The sequence below is a fragment of the Flavobacterium sp. genome (genome assembly GCF_044369455.1).
In the GTDB taxonomy this organism is placed as follows: Bacteria; Bacteroidota; Bacteroidia; order Flavobacteriales; family Flavobacteriaceae; genus Flavobacterium.
On sequence record NZ_JBIPLW010000003.1, the window covers coordinates 119,258 to 134,575 of the forward strand.

The window sequence follows — 15,318 nt, forward strand, 5'->3', positions numbered from 1 at the left end:
TTTTAAAGTAAAGACATGAGAAAAAGAGCGGCAAAGAAAAGACCACTTTTACCAGATCCAAAATTTAACGATCAGTTAGTAACACGTTTTGTAAACAACTTAATGTGGGATGGTAAGAAATCGACAGCTTTCAAAGTATTTTATGATGCTATGGAAATTGTAGAAACAAAAAAGAACAATGATGAAAAATCGTCATTAGAAGTATGGAAAGATGCTTTAACAAACGTTATGCCTCACGTAGAAGTACGCAGTCGTAGAGTTGGTGGAGCTACATTCCAAATTCCTATGCAAATTCGTCCAGACAGAAAAATTTCTATGGCCATGAAGTGGATGATACTTTATGCTCGTAGAAGAAACGAGAAATCGATGTCAGGTAAATTAGCTTCTGAAATTTTAGCTGCGGCCAAAGAAGAAGGTGCCGCTGTTAAAAAGAGAATGGACACTCACAAAATGGCAGAAGCAAATAAAGCATTCTCTCACTTCAGATTTTAATATTTAAGAAATGGCTAGAGATCTAAAATTTACAAGAAATATCGGAATTGCGGCTCACATTGATGCTGGTAAAACAACAACAACGGAGCGTATATTATTCTATACCGGAAAATCACATAAAATTGGTGAAGTACACGATGGTGCTGCAACAATGGACTGGATGGCACAAGAGCAGGAAAGAGGTATAACCATTACTTCTGCTGCTACTACTTGTGAATGGAGTTTTCCAACGGAACAAGGTAAACCATTACCAACTTCTCAGGATTATCACTTTAATATTATTGATACCCCGGGACACGTTGACTTTACCGTAGAGGTAAACCGTTCCTTACGTGTACTGGATGGATTAGTTTTCTTATTTTCTGCTGTTGATGGTGTGGAACCACAATCAGAAACTAACTGGAGATTGGCTGATCAATATAGAGTTCCGCGTATGGGATTCGTAAACAAAATGGACCGTCAGGGTTCTAACTTCTTAATGGTTTGTCAACAAGTTCGAGACATGTTAAAGTCTAACGCTGTTGCGATTACATTACCAATAGGTGAGGAAAATGACTTTAAAGGAGTGGTAGATTTAGTTAAAAATCAAGCTATTGTATGGCATGATGAAACACTAGGAGCTACTTTTGATATTGTGCCTATCCCAGAGGATATGCTTGCGGAAGTTAAAGAATACAGATCAATCCTTATTGAAGCAGTTGCTGATTATGATGAAAACCTTTTAGAGAAATTCATGGAAGATGAAAACTCTATCACTGAGGAAGAAATCAACACAGCATTAAGAGCTGCAACTATGGATATGGCTATCATTCCTATGATTGCAGGATCTTCATTTAAAAATAAAGGTGTTCAATTCATGTTGGATGCTGTATGTAAATATTTACCATCTCCTTTAGATAAAGAAGGTATTGAAGGAATTCATCCTGATGATGCTGATTTATTAGAGGAAGATCAGGTTAAAATCTTACGTCGTCCTGATGTAAAAGAGCCGTTCGCAGCTTTAGCATTTAAAATTGCTACTGACCCTTATGTTGGTCGTTTAGCTTTCTTCCGTGCGTATTCAGGTCGTTTGGATGCAGGTTCATACATCTTGAACACACGTTCAGGAAACAAAGAAAGAATTTCTCGTATCTACCAGATGCACGCTAACAAACAAAACCCAATCGATTATATCGAAGCAGGTGATATTGGCGCAGCAGTTGGATTTAAGGATATCAAGACTGGAGATACTATGTGTGATGAAAAACACCCAATTATTCTTGAGTCAATGAAATTCCCAGCGCCGGTAATTGGTATCGCTATTGAGCCAAAAACTAAAGCTGACGTTGATAAAATGGGTATGGCTTTGGCAAAACTAGCTGAAGAGGATCCAACGTTTACAGTAAGAACTGACGAAGCTTCAGGTCAAACGATTATTTCAGGAATGGGTGAGTTACACTTAGACATCCTTGTAGATCGTATGAAACGTGAATTCAAAGTTGAAGTAAACCAAGGTGAGCCTCAAGTTGAATATAAAGAAGCTTTCACAAAATCTGCTCAACATAGAGAAACATATAAGAAACAATCTGGTGGACGCGGTAAATTCGGTGATATCGTATTTATTCTTGAGCCTGCTGATCTAGTGGATGGTAAAACTCCTGTTGGTTTACAGTTTGTCAATGCCGTAAAAGGGGGTAACGTTCCTAAAGAATATATTCCTTCTGTTGAAAAAGGTTTCCGTGAAGCTATGAAAACGGGTCCTTTAGCAGGATACCAAGTTGATAGTTTAAAAGTTACTTTATTAGACGGATCTTTCCACCCTGTGGATTCTGATGCGCTTTCTTTTGAATTAGCAGCAAGAATGGGGTACAGAGAAGTAGCAAAAGCAGCTGGAGCTGTTATTCTTGAGCCTATCATGAAAATGGAAGTTATTACACCAGAAGAAAACATGGGAGATATCGTAGGTGATATCAACCGTCGTAGAGGTCAGGTAAATGACATGGGTGACAGAAATGGTGCGAAAACTATCAAGGCTGATGTGCCTTTATCTGAAATGTTTGGTTATGTAACAACATTAAGAACATTATCTTCAGGAAGAGCAACTTCTACAATGGAATTTTCACACTACGAACAAACTCCTTCAAATATTTCTGAGGAAGTAATCAAAAAAGCAAAAGGTAACGCTTAATTCTTATCAAGATGAGTCAAAAAATTAGAATAAAATTAAAGTCTTACGATCATATGTTGGTTGATAAATCAGCAGAGAAAATCGTAAAAACTGTGAAAAGCACAGGTGCTGTTGTAACAGGTCCTATTCCGTTACCTACGCACAAAAAAATATTTACTGTATTGCGTTCTCCTCACGTTAACAAAAAAGCGAGAGAACAATTTCAAGTAAGTTCGTATAAAAGATTGTTGGATATTTATTCTTCATCTTCAAAAACTATTGATGCTCTTATGAAATTAGAGTTACCTAGTGGTGTTGAAGTAGAGATTAAAGTATAAGCATAGTACTAAGTAAAGAGTATTAAGTATTAAGATTTTTGTCTTAGTACTTAATACTTAATTATTAATACTGAAAAAAAGTAAACAAGTAATAATTATAAATAGTTTAATATGTCTGGGTTAATTGGAAGAAAAATCGGCATGACTAGCATTTTCGATGAAAACGGGAAGAACATTCCTTGTACAGTAATCGAAGCTGGCCCTTGTGTCGTTACCCAAGTCAGAACCAATGAGGTTGACGGGTATTCAGCTCTTCAACTTGGTTTCGATGACAAAGCAGAAAAACACGCCACTAAAGCTGACTTAGGTCACTTTAAAAAAGCGGGAACATCTGCCAAGAAAAAAGTCGTTGAATTCCAAGGATTTGAAGATAATTACAAATTAGGTGACAACATCACCGTGGAAGTATTCAGCGAAGGAGAATTTGTTGATGTACAAGGTGTATCAAAAGGTAAAGGTTTTCAAGGTGTTGTAAAACGTCACGGTTTTGGTGGTGTTGGACAAGCTACACATGGTCAACACAACCGTTTGAGAGCGCCAGGTTCTGTAGGAGCTTCTTCTTATCCATCACGTGTATTCAAAGGAATGCGTATGGCAGGAAGAATGGGAGGAGATAATGTGAAAGTACAAAATCTTAGAGTTTTAAAAGTAGTGGCTGAAAAGAACCTACTTGTTGTTAAAGGAGCTATTCCTGGATGCAAAAACTCTTTCGTAATCATTCAGAAGTAATGGAAGTAAAAGTTTTAGATAAAACAGGAAAAGATACTGGGAGAAAAGTGCAACTTTCTGATTCAGTTTTCGCAATCGAGCCAAATAATCATGCGGTTTATCTTGATGTTAAACAATATTTAGCAAATCAAAGACAAGGAACACACAAAGCTAAAGAAAGAGCTGAAGTTGCTGGTTCTACTCGTAAGATTAAAAAACAAAAAGGTACCGGTACCGCTCGTGCTGGTAGTGCAAAGAATCCTTTATTCAAAGGTGGAGGTACCGTTTTTGGACCGCGTCCAAGAAGTTATTCTTTCAAATTGAATAAAAGTTTAAAGCGATTAGCTAGAAAATCTGCATTCTCTATTAAAGCAAAAGAATCAAATATAGTAGTTGTTGAAGACTTCAATTTTGAAACACCAAACACTAAAAATTTCATCAATGTTTTGAAAGCATTGGGGTTAGAAAACAAAAAATCTTTGTTTGTGTTGGGTGAATCAAATAAAAATGTATATTTGTCGTCACGTAATTTGAAAGCATCTAGCGTTGTAACCAACTCAGAATTAAGCACTTATGCGATATTAAACGCAAATAACTTAGTTCTTTCAGAGGGTTCTTTAGAAGGAATTGTTGAAAATTTAAGTAAATAACAGGCCATGAGTATCATAATTAAACCTATCATAACAGAAAAAATTACCAAAGAAGGTGAGGTTTTCAATCGTTTTGGTTTTGTTGTTGACAAAAAAGCCAACAAAGTTCAAATTAAGAAAGCCATAGAGGCTGCTTATGGAATTACTGTTGTTGATGTGAACACGATGAACTATAGAGCTGATAGAACTACTAAATATACTAAAAGTGGTTTGATCAGCGGAAAAACAAATGCTTACAAAAAAGCAATTGTTCAAGTAAAAGAAGGAGAAACAATAGATTTTTATAATAATATCTAATAGAAAATGTCAGTTAGAAAATTAAAACCTATTACCCCTGGTCAGCGTTTTAGAGTTGTGAATGGTTTTGACGCCATCACGACTGATAAGCCGGAGCGCTCTTTGTTAGCACCGATAAAAAACTCAGGAGGTAGAAATAGTCAAGGAAAGATGACCATGCGTTATACAGGCGGTGGACATAAACAAAGGTATCGTATGATTGATTTCAAAAGAACTAAAGTTGGAATTCCAGCTACTGTCAAATCAATTGAATATGATCCAAATAGAACTGCTTTTATCGCATTATTGTGGTATGCAGATGGTGAGAAAACATATATTGTGGCTCAAAACGGTTTGCAAGTAGGGCAGACAGTTGTGTCTGGAGAAGGTGCGGCTCCTGAAATTGGAAATACTTTGTCATTGAGCAAAATTCCATTGGGGACTGTAATTTCATGTATCGAATTGCGACCAGGACAAGGAGCAGTAATTGCTCGTTCTGCTGGAACATTTGCTCAATTAATGGCAAGAGACGGAAAGTATGCTACAATCAAAATGCCATCAGGTGAAACAAGATTAATCTTGTTGACATGTTCGGCAACTATTGGAGCGGTTTCTAACTCTGACCACCAATTGATTGTATCTGGAAAAGCAGGTAGAACAAGATGGTTAGGAAGAAGACCAAGAACAAGACCAGTTGCAATGAACCCTGTTGATCACCCAATGGGTGGTGGAGAAGGACGTTCTTCAGGAGGTCACCCACGTTCTAGAAAAGGTCTTCCTGCCAAAGGGTATAGAACTCGTTCTAAAGTGAACCCGAGTAATAAGTATATTGTTGAACGCAGAAAGAAATAATTAGATAGACATGGCACGTTCATTAAAAAAAGGACCTTTTGTACACTATAAATTAGATAAGAAAGTTCAAGAAAATATTGCTGGTGGAAATAAAGGTGTTGTAAAGACTTGGTCTAGAGCATCCATGATTACTCCAGATTTTGTTGGGCAAACAATTGCAGTACACAATGGTCGTCAATTTGTTCCAGTTTATGTAACTGAGAACATGGTAGGACACAAATTAGGAGAGTTTTCACCAACTAGATCTTTTAGAGGTCACGCTGGAGCAAAAAATAAAGGTAAAAAATAAGAAGCAATGGGAGTTCGTAAAAGAGAAACAGCAGATGCGAGAAAAGAGGCTAATAAGTCGATTGCTTTCGCGAAATTGAATAACTGCCCTACTTCACCTAGAAAAATGCGCTTAGTAGCAGACTTGGTAAGAGGTCAGAAAGTGGAAAGAGCTTTAAATATTTTAAGATTTAGCTCAAAAGAAGCTTCAAGAAAATTAGAGAAATTAGTATTGTCTGCCATCAACAATTGGGAGCAGAAAAATGCAGAAGGAAACGTTTCTGAAGCTGGCTTATTTATAAAAACTATCACAGTAGATGGTGGAATGATGTTGAAAAGACTTCGTCCAGCGCCACAAGGAAGAGCACACAGAATTAGAAAACGTTCTAACCACGTTACTATCGTATTAGGACAATTAGATAACACACAAGCAAATTAAGTAAGATGGGACAAAAGACAAATCCAATAGGAAACAGACTTGGGATCATCAGAGGATGGGATTCAAACTGGTATGGTGGAAATGATTACGGTGACAAAATCGCTGAAGATTATAAAATCAGAAAGTACATTCATGCTCGTTTATCAAAAGCTAGTGTATCAAAAGTAATCATCGAGAGAACTTTGAAACTTGTAACCGTTACTATCACTACTGCTAGACCTGGTATTATTATCGGGAAAGGTGGTCAAGAGGTAGACAAGTTAAAAGAAGAACTTAAGAAAGTTACTGACAAAGAGGTTCAAATTAACATCTTTGAAATTAAAAGACCGGAATTAGATGCCTATTTAGTTGGAACTAGTATTGCGCGTCAAATCGAAAGCCGTATATCATACAGAAGAGCCATTAAAATGGCTATCGCAGCGGCAATGCGTATGAATGCAGAGGGTATTAAAGTTTTGATTTCTGGTCGTTTGAACGGAGCTGAAATGGCACGTTCGGAACAATTCAAAGAAGGTAGAATTCCTCTATCAACTTTCAGAGCTGATATTGATTATGCTTTGGCTGAAGCACATACTACTTATGGTAGAATGGGTATCAAAGTATGGATCATGAAAGGTGAGGTTTATGGAAAAAGAGATCTTTCTCCACTCGTAGGCATGGACAAAAAACAAGCTGGGCAAGGTGGTAGTAAAGGTGTAGATTCTCCAAGAGGAGACAGAAAACCTTTTAATAAGGATAGAAAACCTGCGGGAGACCGTAAAAGAAAGTAAATTTTTAAATTAAAGAAAAATGTTACAGCCTAAAAGAACAAAATACCGTAAGGTACAGAAGGGTAAAATGAAAGGAAATGCTCAAAGAGGGCACGAACTTTCTAGTGGAATGTTTGGAATTAAATCTGTACACGAAAACGGAATGTTTTTAACTTCACGTCAAATAGAAGCTGCGCGTATTGCCGCAACTAGATATATGAAAAGAGAAGGTCAATTATGGATCAATATTTTCCCAGATAAACCAATAACTAAAAAGCCTCTTGAGGTACGTATGGGTAAAGGTAAAGGTGCGGTCGAATATTGGGCTGCAATTGTAAAACCGGGAAGAATTATGTTTGAAGTTGGTGGAGTTCCACTTTCTGTTGCAAAAGAGGCGTTACGTCTTGCTGCTCAAAAACTTCCCGTAAAAACTAAGTTTGTCGTTGCTAGAGATTTCGAAGCATAATCAAAAAATATTATGAAACAATCAGAAATTATAAATCTATCCGCCGCTGAGTTACAAGTTCAACTTAGTCAACTAAGAAAAGCGTATTCAGATCTAAAAAATGCTCACGCTATTTCGCCAATTGCAAATCCACTTCAAATTAGAAGTGCTAGAAGAGCAGTTGCTAGAGTAGCAACTGAGCTAACTAAAAGAGAGTTACAATAATTGTATGCTAGCTAAAATGGAAGATAAAAGAAATTTAAGAAAAGAGAGAATTGGTGTGGTTACTTCAAACAAAATGGACAAGTCTATTGTTGTGGCTCAAGTAACTAAAGTAAAACACCCATTATACGGTAAGTTCGTGTTAAAAACTAAAAAGTTTCATGCACACGACGAAACAAATGACTGTAACATTGGTGATACAGTAAAGATCATGGAAACACGGCCTTTATCTAAAACTAAATGTTGGAGACTAGTTGAAATCATTGAAAGAGCTAAATAATTATGGTACAACAAGAATCAAGACTAAAAGTCGCAGATAACACAGGAGCAAAAGAAGTTTTGACTATCCGTGTATTAGGAGGAACGAAACGTCGTTATGCCTCTGTTGGAGATAAAATTGTAGTTTCAATTAAAGATGCAACACCAAACGGTAACGTTAAGAAAGGTGCTGTTTCAACTGCAGTTGTTGTACGTACCAAAAAAGAAGTGAGAAGAGCCGATGGTTCTTATATCCGTTTTGATGACAATGCATGTGTTCTTTTGAATGCTGCAGGCGAAATGAGAGGAACTCGTGTTTTTGGTCCAGTGGCAAGAGAACTTCGTGAAAAACAATTCATGAAAATTGTATCATTAGCACCAGAAGTGCTTTAATTCATAGTAAGATGATAAAGCTAAAAATAAAATCAGGAGATACGGTAAAGGTTATCGCTGGAGACCATAAAGGTTCTGAAGGTAAAGTTATGCGTGTTGACCGTGAAAAGAACAAAGCGATTGTTGAAGGTGTAAACATGGTTTCAAAACATACAAAACCAAGTGCAAAAAACCCTCAAGGAGGGATCGTTAAGAAAGAAGCTCCTATTCATATTTCAAATTTGTCTTTAATTGACCCAAAATCAAAAGAAGCTACAAAAGTTGGAATTAAAGTAGAAGGAGATAAGAAAGTGAGATTTTCAAAAAAATCTAATCAAGTACTATAGTTATGGCATATTCACCTAGACTTAAACAAGAATATAAGGACAGAGTAATTGCTGCCCTTAAAGAAGAATTCGGTTATAAAAACGTAATGCAAGTTCCAAAATTGGAAAAAATCGTTTTAAGCCGTGGAGTTGGAGCAGCAGTATCTGATAAAAAACTGGTTGACTATGCAGTTGATGAGTTGACAAAAGTAACTGGCCAAAAAGCAGTATCTACAATCTCTAAAAAAGACGTTGCGTCTTTCAAATTGAGAAAAGGTATGCCAATTGGAGCAAAAGTAACTCTAAGAGGAGAAAGAATGTATGAGTTTTTAGACAGACTTATTACTTCATCTTTACCACGTGTTAGAGATTTCAGCGGTATCAAAGCTACAGGTTTTGACGGAAGAGGAAATTACAATCTTGGTGTTACTGAACAAATCATTTTCCCTGAAATTGATATTGACAAAGTAAATAAAATATCAGGTTTGGACATTACTTTCGTAACTTCTGCAAACACCGATAAAGAAGCAAAATCATTATTAGCAGAATTAGGTTTACCTTTTAAAAAGAATTAAGACATGGCTAAAGAATCAATGAAAGCCCGCGAGGTTAAGAGAGAAAAAACGGTAGCAAAGTACGCTGAGAAAAGAAAAGCTTTACTAGAAGCTAAAGATTACGAAGGTTTACAAAAATTACCTAAAAATGCTTCACCTGTTCGTATGCACAATCGTTGTAAATTGACAGGAAGACCAAGAGGGTATATGCGTCAATTCGGTATTTCACGTGTAACATTCCGTGAAATGGCTAATCAAGGATTGATACCAGGTGTTAGAAAAGCTAGCTGGTAGTTAGTTTATTTCAACGGATAATTGTACATTTGCCGGCTTTTTAATGGTAACACTCAATTTCTGTTGTAAAAAAAAAGAGTTTAATGGCTTCAGGTTCAATGAAATAGTTTTATTGAAAACCGCTGCCGCAATTTAATAAATATGTATACAGATCCTATTGCAGATTTTCTGACTAGAATTAGAAATGCAGTGAGAGCCAATCACAAAGTGGTTGAGATTCCAGCATCTAATCTTAAAAAAGAAATCACAAAAATTTTATTCGATCAAGGATATATTTTAAGTTACAAATTTGATGATAGTTCTGTTCAAGGAACCATCAAAATTGCTCTGAAGTATGATAAAGATACTAAAGACTCTGTGATAAAAGATATCCAAAGAATCAGTAAGCCAGGTCTACGCAAGTACGCTGGTTCTTCAAAAATCCCAAGAATCCTTAACGGATTAGGAATTGCTATTGTTTCCACTTCAAAAGGTTTAATGACCGGGAAACAAGCGAAGCAATTAAATGTTGGTGGAGAAGTAATTTGTTACGTATACTAATTAAAACAGTCAAACAATGTCAAGAATAGGTAAAAATCCAATTTCGATTCCTGCTGGTGTTACTGTAGAAGTTAGCGAAACAGTAATTATAGTTAAAGGAAAATTAGGTCAACTTACACAAGATTACGCAGACGTAACAGTTAAAGTTGAAGAAGGTCAAATTACAGTTGAAAGACCATCTGATAGTAAAGATCATAGAGCAAAACACGGATTATATCGATCGTTAATCAATAACATGGTTACTGGAGTATCTGAAGGGTTTACAAAAGAATTAGAATTGGTTGGAGTAGGTTACAGGGCTTCAAACCAAGGACAAAAATTAGATTTAGCTTTAGGTTTTTCACACAATATTGTTTTAGAATTAGCTCCAGAAGTTAAATTAGAAACAATATCTGAAAAAGGTAAAAATCCAATAGTGAAGTTAACATCTTTCGACAAACAATTAATTGGACAAATCGCTGCGAAAATCAGAGGTTTCCGTAAACCAGAACCTTACAAAGGAAAAGGAGTTAAGTTTGTTGGTGAAGTATTGAGAAGAAAAGCAGGTAAATCAGCGTAAAAAGTAGTATTATGTCATTAACAAAAACTGAAAGAAGACAAAGAATTAAATTCAGAATCAGAAAGATTGTTAGCGGTACTGCTGCTAGACCAAGACTCTCTGTATTCAGAAGTAATAAAGAAATCTATACACAACTAATTGATGATGTGAATGGAGTTACTTTATTGGCTGCTTCATCAAAAGATAAAGGAGTAGATGTAAAAGGAACAAGTATTGAAGTTGCAACATCAGTTGGAAAACTGGTTGCTGAAAAAGCTTTAAAAGCTGGGATAACAGAAGTAACTTTCGATAGAGGAGGTTATTTATACCACGGTCGTATTAAATCATTAGCGGAAGGCGCGAGAGCAGCTGGACTTAAATTCTAAGAAATTATGTATAACGGATACAAAAACGTAGAGTTAGTAAAGCCTAGTGGTCTTGAATTAAAAGATCGTTTGGTAAGTGTAAATCGTGTTACAAAAGTAACAAAAGGAGGAAGAGCATTCGGTTTTTCTGCCATTGTTGTTGTAGGCGATGAAAATGGTGTAGTTGGTCACGGATTAGGAAAGTCCAAAGATGTTTCTGAAGCAATTGCTAAAGCAGTAGAAGATGCTAAGAAAAATTTGGTTAGAATTCCATTGAGTGGACAATCTGTACCACACGAACAAAAAGGAAAATTTGGTGGTGCTGCAGTATATTTGATGCCTGCATCTCATGGTACTGGTGTAATTGCTGGTGGAGCTGTTCGTTCGGTTCTTGAATCAGTTGGTATTCACGATGTATTATCAAAATCACAAGGTTCATCAAACCCTCACAACGTGGTAAAAGCAACTTTTGATGCTTTATTACAAATGAGAAGTGCTGTTACTGTTGCAAAACAAAGAGGTATTTCTTTAGAAAAAGTTTTTAAAGGTTAATTCAAGGAAATTATGGCTAAATTATTAGTAAAACAAGTTAGAAGCAAAATCAACTGTCCACTCACACAAAAAAGAGGATTACAAGCTTTAGGTCTCCGTAAAATGGGACAAGTTGTAGAGCATGATTCCAATCCAGCTATCCTTGGAATGATAAATAAAGTTAAACACTTAGTTTCCGTAGAGGAAGTTAAATAACAAATACAGTTATGAATTTAAGTAACTTACAACCTGCTGAAGGTTCAACACACAATCAAAACAAAAGATTGGGTAGAGGAGAAGGTTCTGGTAAAGGTGGTACTTCTGCAAGAGGTCACAAAGGAGCTAAGTCTCGTTCTGGTTATTCTAAAAAGATTGGTTTTGAAGGAGGTCAAATGCCACTTCAAAGACGTGTGCCTAAGTTTGGTTTCACAAATGTTAATCGTAAAGAATATCAAGGAATAAATCTTGATAACCTTCAATTATTAGTAGATAACGGAATTGTTACCGATACTGTAGATTTTACAGTTATTGTTGAAAACCGTTTGGCCACTAAAAACGAAATGGTTAAAATACTTGGTAGAGGCCAATTGAAAGCAAAATTAAAAGTAACAGCCCACAAATTTACGGCTACTGCTAAAGCGGCTATTGAAGCTGCTGGTGGAGAAGCGGTAACACTATAATTGTAATAACAATGAAGAAATTTTTTGAATCATTTAGTAATGTTTGGAAAATAGAAGAACTAAAAAATAGAATCTTGGTAACTCTTGGTCTATTATTGGTTTATAGATTTGGCGCGCACGTTACGCTACCGGGTATTGATGCTACTCAATTAAGCGGTCTTGCTGGCCAAACAGATAATGGTATTGGATCAATACTAGATATGTTTACTGGTGGAGCTTTTTCAAAAGCGTCTGTGTTTGCATTAGGCATCATGCCCTACATTTCGGCTTCAATCGTTGTTCAGTTAATGGGAATTGCCATTCCTTATCTGCAAAAATTACAAAAAGATGGTGAAAGCGGCAGAAAGAAATTAAATCAAATTACAAGATGGTTAACCATCGCTATAACTTTAGTTCAAGGTCCTGGTTATATCTATAACTTATACAGAACTTTACCAAATAGCGCATTCCTTTTAGGATTTGATTCATTCTCATTCTTATTTTCATCGGTTTTAATCCTTACTACAGGAACTATTTTTGCAATGTGGTTAGGAGAAAAAATTACAGATAAAGGTATCGGTAACGGTATTTCGCTATTAATTATGGTGGGTATTCTTGCTAGATTACCACAAGCATTATACCAAGAGTTTACTTCAAAAGTGACCAATAATAATGGTGGACCTATGTTATTAGTACTTGAAATCATTATTTGGTTATTAGTAATTATTGCCTGTGTACTATTAGTTATGGCCGTTAGAAAAATTCCGGTACAATATGCACGTCGTACAACAACCGGAGATTTCGAACAAGACATGATGGGTGGAAACAGACAATGGATTCCGTTAAAATTGAATTCTGCCGGAGTAATGCCAATCATTTTTGCTCAAGCTATTATGTTTATACCTGCTGCAGTGGCAGGACTTTCAAAATCAGAAACTTCACAATCTATTGCAAGTACGTTTAGTGATATGTTTGGTCTTTGGTACAATGTAGTTTTTGCTTCATTGATTGTAATCTTTACATTCTTTTACACGGCAATTACTGTACCTACAAATAAAATGGCAGATGATTTAAAAAGAAGCGGTGGATTTATTCCTGGTGTTAAGCCTGGAATCGAAACTGCAGATTTCTTAGATAGAATCATGTCTCTAATTACATTCCCTGGCTCATTATTTCTTGCGTTAATTGCTGTGTTCCCAGCGATTGTTGTTAGTGCTAATGTGCAACAATCTTGGGCTATGTTTTATGGTGGTACGTCATTGATCATTATGGTCGGTGTTGCTATCGATACTATTCAGCAAATAAATTCTTATTTATTGAATAAACACTATGATGGATTGATGAAAAGTGGTAAAAATAGAAAAGCAGTAGCTTAGTTTTTATGGCAAAACAATCAGCAATAGAACAAGACGGATCAATAATTGAAGCATTGTCAAATGCAATGTTCCGTGTGGAGTTAGAAAACGGACATGTTGTAATTGCTCATATATCTGGAAAAATGCGTATGCATTACATTAAATTGTTACCCGGTGACAAAGTAAAACTAGAAATGAGTCCTTATGATTTGTCAAAAGCAAGAATTACTTATAGATATTAAAAGATATTCAAGATGAAACGAGCAGGCGAGTTCCATCTGACCTTTTAAAAACAATTAAATCGAATCAGATGAAAGTAAGAACATCAGTTAAAAAAAGAAGTGCCGAGTGCAAGATTGTACGAAGAAAAGGCAGATTATACGTAATCAACAAAAAGAATCCTAGATTTAAACAAAGACAAGGATAGTTATGGCAAGAATAGCAGGGGTAGATATACCTAAAAACAAAAGAGGAGTTATCGCTTTAACCTACATCTTCGGAGTAGGTAAAAGTAGAGCAATTGAGATTTTAGAAAAAGCTCAAGTAAGCCAAGATACAAAAGTTCAAGATTGGAATGATGACGAAATCGGAGCAATCCGTGATGCGGTATCGTATTACAAAATTGAAGGTGAACTTCGTTCAGAAGTCTCACTACACATTAAACGTTTAATGGACATTGGATGTTATAGAGGAATTCGTCATAGATCTGGTCTTCCATTAAGAGGTCAAAGAACTAAAAACAACTCTAGAACAAGAAAAGGTAAAAGAAAAACTGTTGCTAACAAGAAAAAAGCAACTAAATAATAAGTAATATGGCTAAAGCAACAACAAAAAAACGTAAAGTTATCGTTGAATCATCTGGCGAAGCGCATATTAATGCAACTTTTAACAACATCATCATTTCTTTGACTAACAAAAAAGGTGAAGTTATTTCTTGGTCATCTGCAGGTAAAATGGGTTTCAGAGGTTCTAAAAAGAATACTCCGTATGCAGCTCAAATGGCAGCAGAAGATTGCGGTAAAGTAGCATTAGAAGCTGGACTTAAAAAAGTTAAAGTGTATGTTAAAGGACCAGGTAACGGACGTGAGTCTGCTATCCGTTCGATACACAATTCGGGAATTGAAGTAACAGAAATCATTGACGTTACTCCGATGCCACACAACGGATGTCGTCCTCCTAAAAGACGTAGAGTTTAATTTTATACTGAATTTATGCTGAATTTAGTTCAGTATCTCAGTATCTAATATATTTAAGTATAACAAAAGATAGAAAATAAGATTATCGAAGGATTCGACCTGAATTCATAATCTCTATCTAAAACAATTTAAAATGGCAAGATATACTGGTCCAAGTACAAGAATCGCCCGTAAATTCGGAGAAGCGATATTCGGAGAAGACAAAGCCTTCGAAAAAAGAAATTATCCTCCTGGACAACACGGGATGGCTAAAAAAAGAGGAAAGAAATCTGAGTACGCTGTCCAATTGATGGAAAAGCAAAAAGCTAAATATTCTTATGGAATTTTAGAAAAGCAATTCAGAAATTTATTCGAGAAAGCAGCGGCTTCTAAAGGTGTAACTGGTGAAATCCTTTTACAGTTATGCGAAGCTAGATTAGATAACGTAGTTTTTAGAATGGGAATTGCTCCGTCAAGAAGAGCAGCGCGTCAAATCGTTTCTCACCGTCACATCACTGTGAACGGAGAATTGGTTAACATTCCTTCTTACCACTTAAAAGCAGGTGACAAAGTTGCCGTTCGTGAAAAATCTAAATCTGTTGAAGCAATTGGTGCATCATTATCAAATTCATCTCATGTATATGAGTGGATTACATGGAATAATGACACGATGGAAGGAACTTTCGTTTCTGTTCCTGCAAGACTTCAAATCCCAGAAAATATTAAAGAGCAGTTAATCGTCGAATTGTATAACAAATAATAATTGA

29 protein-coding genes are annotated in these 15,318 nt (G+C 35.9%); all 29 read left to right on the plus strand.

The features are described 5' to 3' along the window. Positions 1 to 15 precede the first annotated feature (15 nt). The 29 genes from rpsG to rpsD all read left to right on the plus strand — a co-directional run bounded on the left by rpsG (position 16) and on the right by rpsD (position 15,311). Positions 16 to 492: a 30S ribosomal protein S7 gene (gene rpsG, locus ACIQ2L_RS04375; RefSeq protein ID WP_136151630.1), complete on the plus strand. Its 477-nt coding sequence runs from the start codon at positions 16 to 18 to the stop codon at positions 490 to 492. Positions 493 to 502: 10 nt separating this feature from the next. Next, the gene (fusA, locus tag ACIQ2L_RS04380; RefSeq protein ID WP_396156805.1) at positions 503 to 2,659 is read left to right on the plus strand and encodes an elongation factor G; all 2,157 of its coding nucleotides are present in this window, start codon (positions 503 to 505) and stop codon (positions 2,657 to 2,659) included. 11 nt (positions 2,660 to 2,670) lie between these two features. After that, the gene (gene rpsJ, locus ACIQ2L_RS04385; RefSeq protein ID WP_136151632.1) at positions 2,671 to 2,976 is read left to right on the plus strand and encodes a 30S ribosomal protein S10; all 306 of its coding nucleotides are present in this window, start codon (positions 2,671 to 2,673) and stop codon (positions 2,974 to 2,976) included. A gap of 111 nt (positions 2,977 to 3,087) precedes the next feature. After that, positions 3,088 to 3,705 (plus strand): 50S ribosomal protein L3, encoded by a 618-nt coding sequence (gene rplC / locus ACIQ2L_RS04390; protein WP_396156807.1) that lies wholly within the window; start codon positions 3,088 to 3,090, stop codon positions 3,703 to 3,705. Further along, the gene (rplD, locus tag ACIQ2L_RS04395; protein WP_396156809.1) at positions 3,705 to 4,334 is read left to right on the plus strand and encodes a 50S ribosomal protein L4; all 630 of its coding nucleotides are present in this window, start codon (positions 3,705 to 3,707) and stop codon (positions 4,332 to 4,334) included. Before rplC ends, rplD begins: the two co-directional genes overlap by 1 nt. A 6-nt stretch (positions 4,335 to 4,340) precedes the next feature. Continuing rightward, positions 4,341 to 4,631, plus strand: coding sequence for a 50S ribosomal protein L23 (gene rplW, locus ACIQ2L_RS04400; RefSeq protein ID WP_290284594.1), 291 nt, complete (start codon positions 4,341 to 4,343; stop codon positions 4,629 to 4,631). A gap of 6 nt (positions 4,632 to 4,637) precedes the next feature. Further along, positions 4,638 to 5,462, plus strand: coding sequence for a 50S ribosomal protein L2 (rplB, locus tag ACIQ2L_RS04405; RefSeq protein WP_396156810.1), 825 nt, complete (start codon positions 4,638 to 4,640; stop codon positions 5,460 to 5,462). Between the two features lie 10 nt (positions 5,463 to 5,472). Then, positions 5,473 to 5,751: a 30S ribosomal protein S19 gene (rpsS, locus tag ACIQ2L_RS04410; RefSeq protein ID WP_007136562.1), complete on the plus strand. Its 279-nt coding sequence runs from the start codon at positions 5,473 to 5,475 to the stop codon at positions 5,749 to 5,751. Positions 5,752 to 5,757: 6 nt separating this feature from the next. After that, complete coding sequence (rplV, locus tag ACIQ2L_RS04415) at positions 5,758 to 6,168, plus strand: 50S ribosomal protein L22 (protein WP_290284598.1); 411 nt, start codon at positions 5,758 to 5,760, stop codon at positions 6,166 to 6,168. Positions 6,169 to 6,173: 5 nt separating this feature from the next. Next, complete coding sequence (gene rpsC, locus ACIQ2L_RS04420; RefSeq protein ID WP_396156813.1) at positions 6,174 to 6,938, plus strand: 30S ribosomal protein S3; 765 nt, start codon at positions 6,174 to 6,176, stop codon at positions 6,936 to 6,938. Between the two features lie 19 nt (positions 6,939 to 6,957). Next, the gene (rplP, locus tag ACIQ2L_RS04425; protein ID WP_396156815.1) at positions 6,958 to 7,383 is read left to right on the plus strand and encodes a 50S ribosomal protein L16; all 426 of its coding nucleotides are present in this window, start codon (positions 6,958 to 6,960) and stop codon (positions 7,381 to 7,383) included. Positions 7,384 to 7,395: 12 nt separating this feature from the next. Continuing rightward, a complete protein-coding gene (rpmC, locus tag ACIQ2L_RS04430) occupies positions 7,396 to 7,587 on the plus strand; it encodes a 50S ribosomal protein L29 (protein ID WP_396156817.1) in 192 nt (63 codons plus the stop codon). Positions 7,588 to 7,603: 16 nt separating this feature from the next. Beyond that, positions 7,604 to 7,864, plus strand: coding sequence for a 30S ribosomal protein S17 (gene rpsQ, locus ACIQ2L_RS04435; protein ID WP_264520627.1), 261 nt, complete (start codon positions 7,604 to 7,606; stop codon positions 7,862 to 7,864). A 2-nt stretch (positions 7,865 to 7,866) separates the two neighbouring features. Next, positions 7,867 to 8,235 (plus strand): 50S ribosomal protein L14, encoded by a 369-nt coding sequence (gene rplN / locus ACIQ2L_RS04440; RefSeq protein WP_007803649.1) that lies wholly within the window; start codon positions 7,867 to 7,869, stop codon positions 8,233 to 8,235. Between the two features lie 11 nt (positions 8,236 to 8,246). Further along, the gene (gene rplX, locus ACIQ2L_RS04445) at positions 8,247 to 8,561 is read left to right on the plus strand and encodes a 50S ribosomal protein L24 (RefSeq protein ID WP_396156819.1); all 315 of its coding nucleotides are present in this window, start codon (positions 8,247 to 8,249) and stop codon (positions 8,559 to 8,561) included. A 2-nt stretch (positions 8,562 to 8,563) separates the two neighbouring features. Beyond that, on the plus strand, positions 8,564 to 9,115 hold the full coding sequence (gene rplE, locus ACIQ2L_RS04450) for a 50S ribosomal protein L5 (RefSeq protein WP_396156821.1): 552 nt from the start codon (positions 8,564 to 8,566) through the stop codon (positions 9,113 to 9,115). 3 nt (positions 9,116 to 9,118) lie between these two features. Then, positions 9,119 to 9,388, plus strand: coding sequence for a 30S ribosomal protein S14 (rpsN, locus tag ACIQ2L_RS04455; protein WP_396156823.1), 270 nt, complete (start codon positions 9,119 to 9,121; stop codon positions 9,386 to 9,388). Between the two features lie 141 nt (positions 9,389 to 9,529). After that, on the plus strand, positions 9,530 to 9,928 hold the full coding sequence (gene rpsH, locus ACIQ2L_RS04460; RefSeq protein ID WP_396156825.1) for a 30S ribosomal protein S8: 399 nt from the start codon (positions 9,530 to 9,532) through the stop codon (positions 9,926 to 9,928). 16 nt (positions 9,929 to 9,944) lie between these two features. Continuing rightward, positions 9,945 to 10,487 carry a 50S ribosomal protein L6 gene (gene rplF, locus ACIQ2L_RS04465; protein ID WP_396156827.1) on the plus strand — a complete coding sequence of 181 codons (543 nt, stop codon included), beginning with the start codon at positions 9,945 to 9,947 and terminating at the stop codon, positions 10,485 to 10,487. An 11-nt stretch (positions 10,488 to 10,498) separates the two neighbouring features. Continuing rightward, positions 10,499 to 10,852: a 50S ribosomal protein L18 gene (rplR, locus tag ACIQ2L_RS04470; protein WP_396156829.1), complete on the plus strand. Its 354-nt coding sequence runs from the start codon at positions 10,499 to 10,501 to the stop codon at positions 10,850 to 10,852. 6 nt (positions 10,853 to 10,858) lie between these two features. After that, positions 10,859 to 11,383 (plus strand): 30S ribosomal protein S5, encoded by a 525-nt coding sequence (rpsE, locus tag ACIQ2L_RS04475; protein ID WP_396156831.1) that lies wholly within the window; start codon positions 10,859 to 10,861, stop codon positions 11,381 to 11,383. A gap of 12 nt (positions 11,384 to 11,395) precedes the next feature. Then, positions 11,396 to 11,578 carry a 50S ribosomal protein L30 gene (gene rpmD, locus ACIQ2L_RS04480; protein ID WP_396156833.1) on the plus strand — a complete coding sequence of 61 codons (183 nt, stop codon included), beginning with the start codon at positions 11,396 to 11,398 and terminating at the stop codon, positions 11,576 to 11,578. Between the two features lie 11 nt (positions 11,579 to 11,589). Then, positions 11,590 to 12,042: a 50S ribosomal protein L15 gene (rplO, locus tag ACIQ2L_RS04485; protein WP_396156835.1), complete on the plus strand. Its 453-nt coding sequence runs from the start codon at positions 11,590 to 11,592 to the stop codon at positions 12,040 to 12,042. Positions 12,043 to 12,053: 11 nt separating this feature from the next. Continuing rightward, the gene (gene secY, locus ACIQ2L_RS04490; protein ID WP_396156837.1) at positions 12,054 to 13,397 is read left to right on the plus strand and encodes a preprotein translocase subunit SecY; all 1,344 of its coding nucleotides are present in this window, start codon (positions 12,054 to 12,056) and stop codon (positions 13,395 to 13,397) included. Between the two features lie 5 nt (positions 13,398 to 13,402). Further along, on the plus strand, positions 13,403 to 13,618 hold the full coding sequence (gene infA, locus ACIQ2L_RS04495; RefSeq protein ID WP_026714631.1) for a translation initiation factor IF-1: 216 nt from the start codon (positions 13,403 to 13,405) through the stop codon (positions 13,616 to 13,618). Positions 13,619 to 13,686: 68 nt separating this feature from the next. Then, on the plus strand, positions 13,687 to 13,803 hold the full coding sequence (ykgO, locus tag ACIQ2L_RS04500; RefSeq protein ID WP_081932050.1) for a type B 50S ribosomal protein L36: 117 nt from the start codon (positions 13,687 to 13,689) through the stop codon (positions 13,801 to 13,803). 2 nt (positions 13,804 to 13,805) lie between these two features. Beyond that, complete coding sequence (gene rpsM / locus ACIQ2L_RS04505; RefSeq protein ID WP_264520636.1) at positions 13,806 to 14,180, plus strand: 30S ribosomal protein S13; 375 nt, start codon at positions 13,806 to 13,808, stop codon at positions 14,178 to 14,180. An 8-nt stretch (positions 14,181 to 14,188) separates the two neighbouring features. Next, positions 14,189 to 14,572 (plus strand): 30S ribosomal protein S11, encoded by a 384-nt coding sequence (rpsK, locus tag ACIQ2L_RS04510; RefSeq protein WP_091467573.1) that lies wholly within the window; start codon positions 14,189 to 14,191, stop codon positions 14,570 to 14,572. Between the two features lie 133 nt (positions 14,573 to 14,705). Further along, positions 14,706 to 15,311: a 30S ribosomal protein S4 gene (gene rpsD / locus ACIQ2L_RS04515; protein WP_396156840.1), complete on the plus strand. Its 606-nt coding sequence runs from the start codon at positions 14,706 to 14,708 to the stop codon at positions 15,309 to 15,311. The last annotated feature ends 7 nt before the right edge of the window (positions 15,312 to 15,318 follow it).

Coding starts and splice junctions, on each gene's coding strand:
- rpsG (WP_136151630.1), top strand. CDS start 16: ATGAGAAAAAGAGCGGCAAAGAAAAGACCACTTTTACCAGATCCAAAA.
- fusA (WP_396156805.1), top strand. CDS start 503: ATGGCTAGAGATCTAAAATTTACAAGAAATATCGGAATTGCGGCTCAC.
- rpsJ (WP_136151632.1), top strand. CDS start 2,671: ATGAGTCAAAAAATTAGAATAAAATTAAAGTCTTACGATCATATGTTG.
- rplC (WP_396156807.1), top strand. CDS start 3,088: ATGTCTGGGTTAATTGGAAGAAAAATCGGCATGACTAGCATTTTCGAT.
- rplD (WP_396156809.1), top strand. CDS start 3,705: ATGGAAGTAAAAGTTTTAGATAAAACAGGAAAAGATACTGGGAGAAAA.
- rplW (WP_290284594.1), top strand. CDS start 4,341: ATGAGTATCATAATTAAACCTATCATAACAGAAAAAATTACCAAAGAA.
- rplB (WP_396156810.1), top strand. CDS start 4,638: ATGTCAGTTAGAAAATTAAAACCTATTACCCCTGGTCAGCGTTTTAGA.
- rpsS (WP_007136562.1), top strand. CDS start 5,473: ATGGCACGTTCATTAAAAAAAGGACCTTTTGTACACTATAAATTAGAT.
- rplV (WP_290284598.1), top strand. CDS start 5,758: ATGGGAGTTCGTAAAAGAGAAACAGCAGATGCGAGAAAAGAGGCTAAT.
- rpsC (WP_396156813.1), top strand. CDS start 6,174: ATGGGACAAAAGACAAATCCAATAGGAAACAGACTTGGGATCATCAGA.
- rplP (WP_396156815.1), top strand. CDS start 6,958: ATGTTACAGCCTAAAAGAACAAAATACCGTAAGGTACAGAAGGGTAAA.
- rpmC (WP_396156817.1), top strand. CDS start 7,396: ATGAAACAATCAGAAATTATAAATCTATCCGCCGCTGAGTTACAAGTT.
- rpsQ (WP_264520627.1), top strand. CDS start 7,604: ATGGAAGATAAAAGAAATTTAAGAAAAGAGAGAATTGGTGTGGTTACT.
- rplN (WP_007803649.1), top strand. CDS start 7,867: ATGGTACAACAAGAATCAAGACTAAAAGTCGCAGATAACACAGGAGCA.
- rplX (WP_396156819.1), top strand. CDS start 8,247: ATGATAAAGCTAAAAATAAAATCAGGAGATACGGTAAAGGTTATCGCT.
- rplE (WP_396156821.1), top strand. CDS start 8,564: ATGGCATATTCACCTAGACTTAAACAAGAATATAAGGACAGAGTAATT.
- rpsN (WP_396156823.1), top strand. CDS start 9,119: ATGGCTAAAGAATCAATGAAAGCCCGCGAGGTTAAGAGAGAAAAAACG.
- rpsH (WP_396156825.1), top strand. CDS start 9,530: ATGTATACAGATCCTATTGCAGATTTTCTGACTAGAATTAGAAATGCA.
- rplF (WP_396156827.1), top strand. CDS start 9,945: ATGTCAAGAATAGGTAAAAATCCAATTTCGATTCCTGCTGGTGTTACT.
- rplR (WP_396156829.1), top strand. CDS start 10,499: ATGTCATTAACAAAAACTGAAAGAAGACAAAGAATTAAATTCAGAATC.
- rpsE (WP_396156831.1), top strand. CDS start 10,859: ATGTATAACGGATACAAAAACGTAGAGTTAGTAAAGCCTAGTGGTCTT.
- rpmD (WP_396156833.1), top strand. CDS start 11,396: ATGGCTAAATTATTAGTAAAACAAGTTAGAAGCAAAATCAACTGTCCA.
- rplO (WP_396156835.1), top strand. CDS start 11,590: ATGAATTTAAGTAACTTACAACCTGCTGAAGGTTCAACACACAATCAA.
- secY (WP_396156837.1), top strand. CDS start 12,054: ATGAAGAAATTTTTTGAATCATTTAGTAATGTTTGGAAAATAGAAGAA.
- infA (WP_026714631.1), top strand. CDS start 13,403: ATGGCAAAACAATCAGCAATAGAACAAGACGGATCAATAATTGAAGCA.
- ykgO (WP_081932050.1), top strand. CDS start 13,687: ATGAAAGTAAGAACATCAGTTAAAAAAAGAAGTGCCGAGTGCAAGATT.
- rpsM (WP_264520636.1), top strand. CDS start 13,806: ATGGCAAGAATAGCAGGGGTAGATATACCTAAAAACAAAAGAGGAGTT.
- rpsK (WP_091467573.1), top strand. CDS start 14,189: ATGGCTAAAGCAACAACAAAAAAACGTAAAGTTATCGTTGAATCATCT.
- rpsD (WP_396156840.1), top strand. CDS start 14,706: ATGGCAAGATATACTGGTCCAAGTACAAGAATCGCCCGTAAATTCGGA.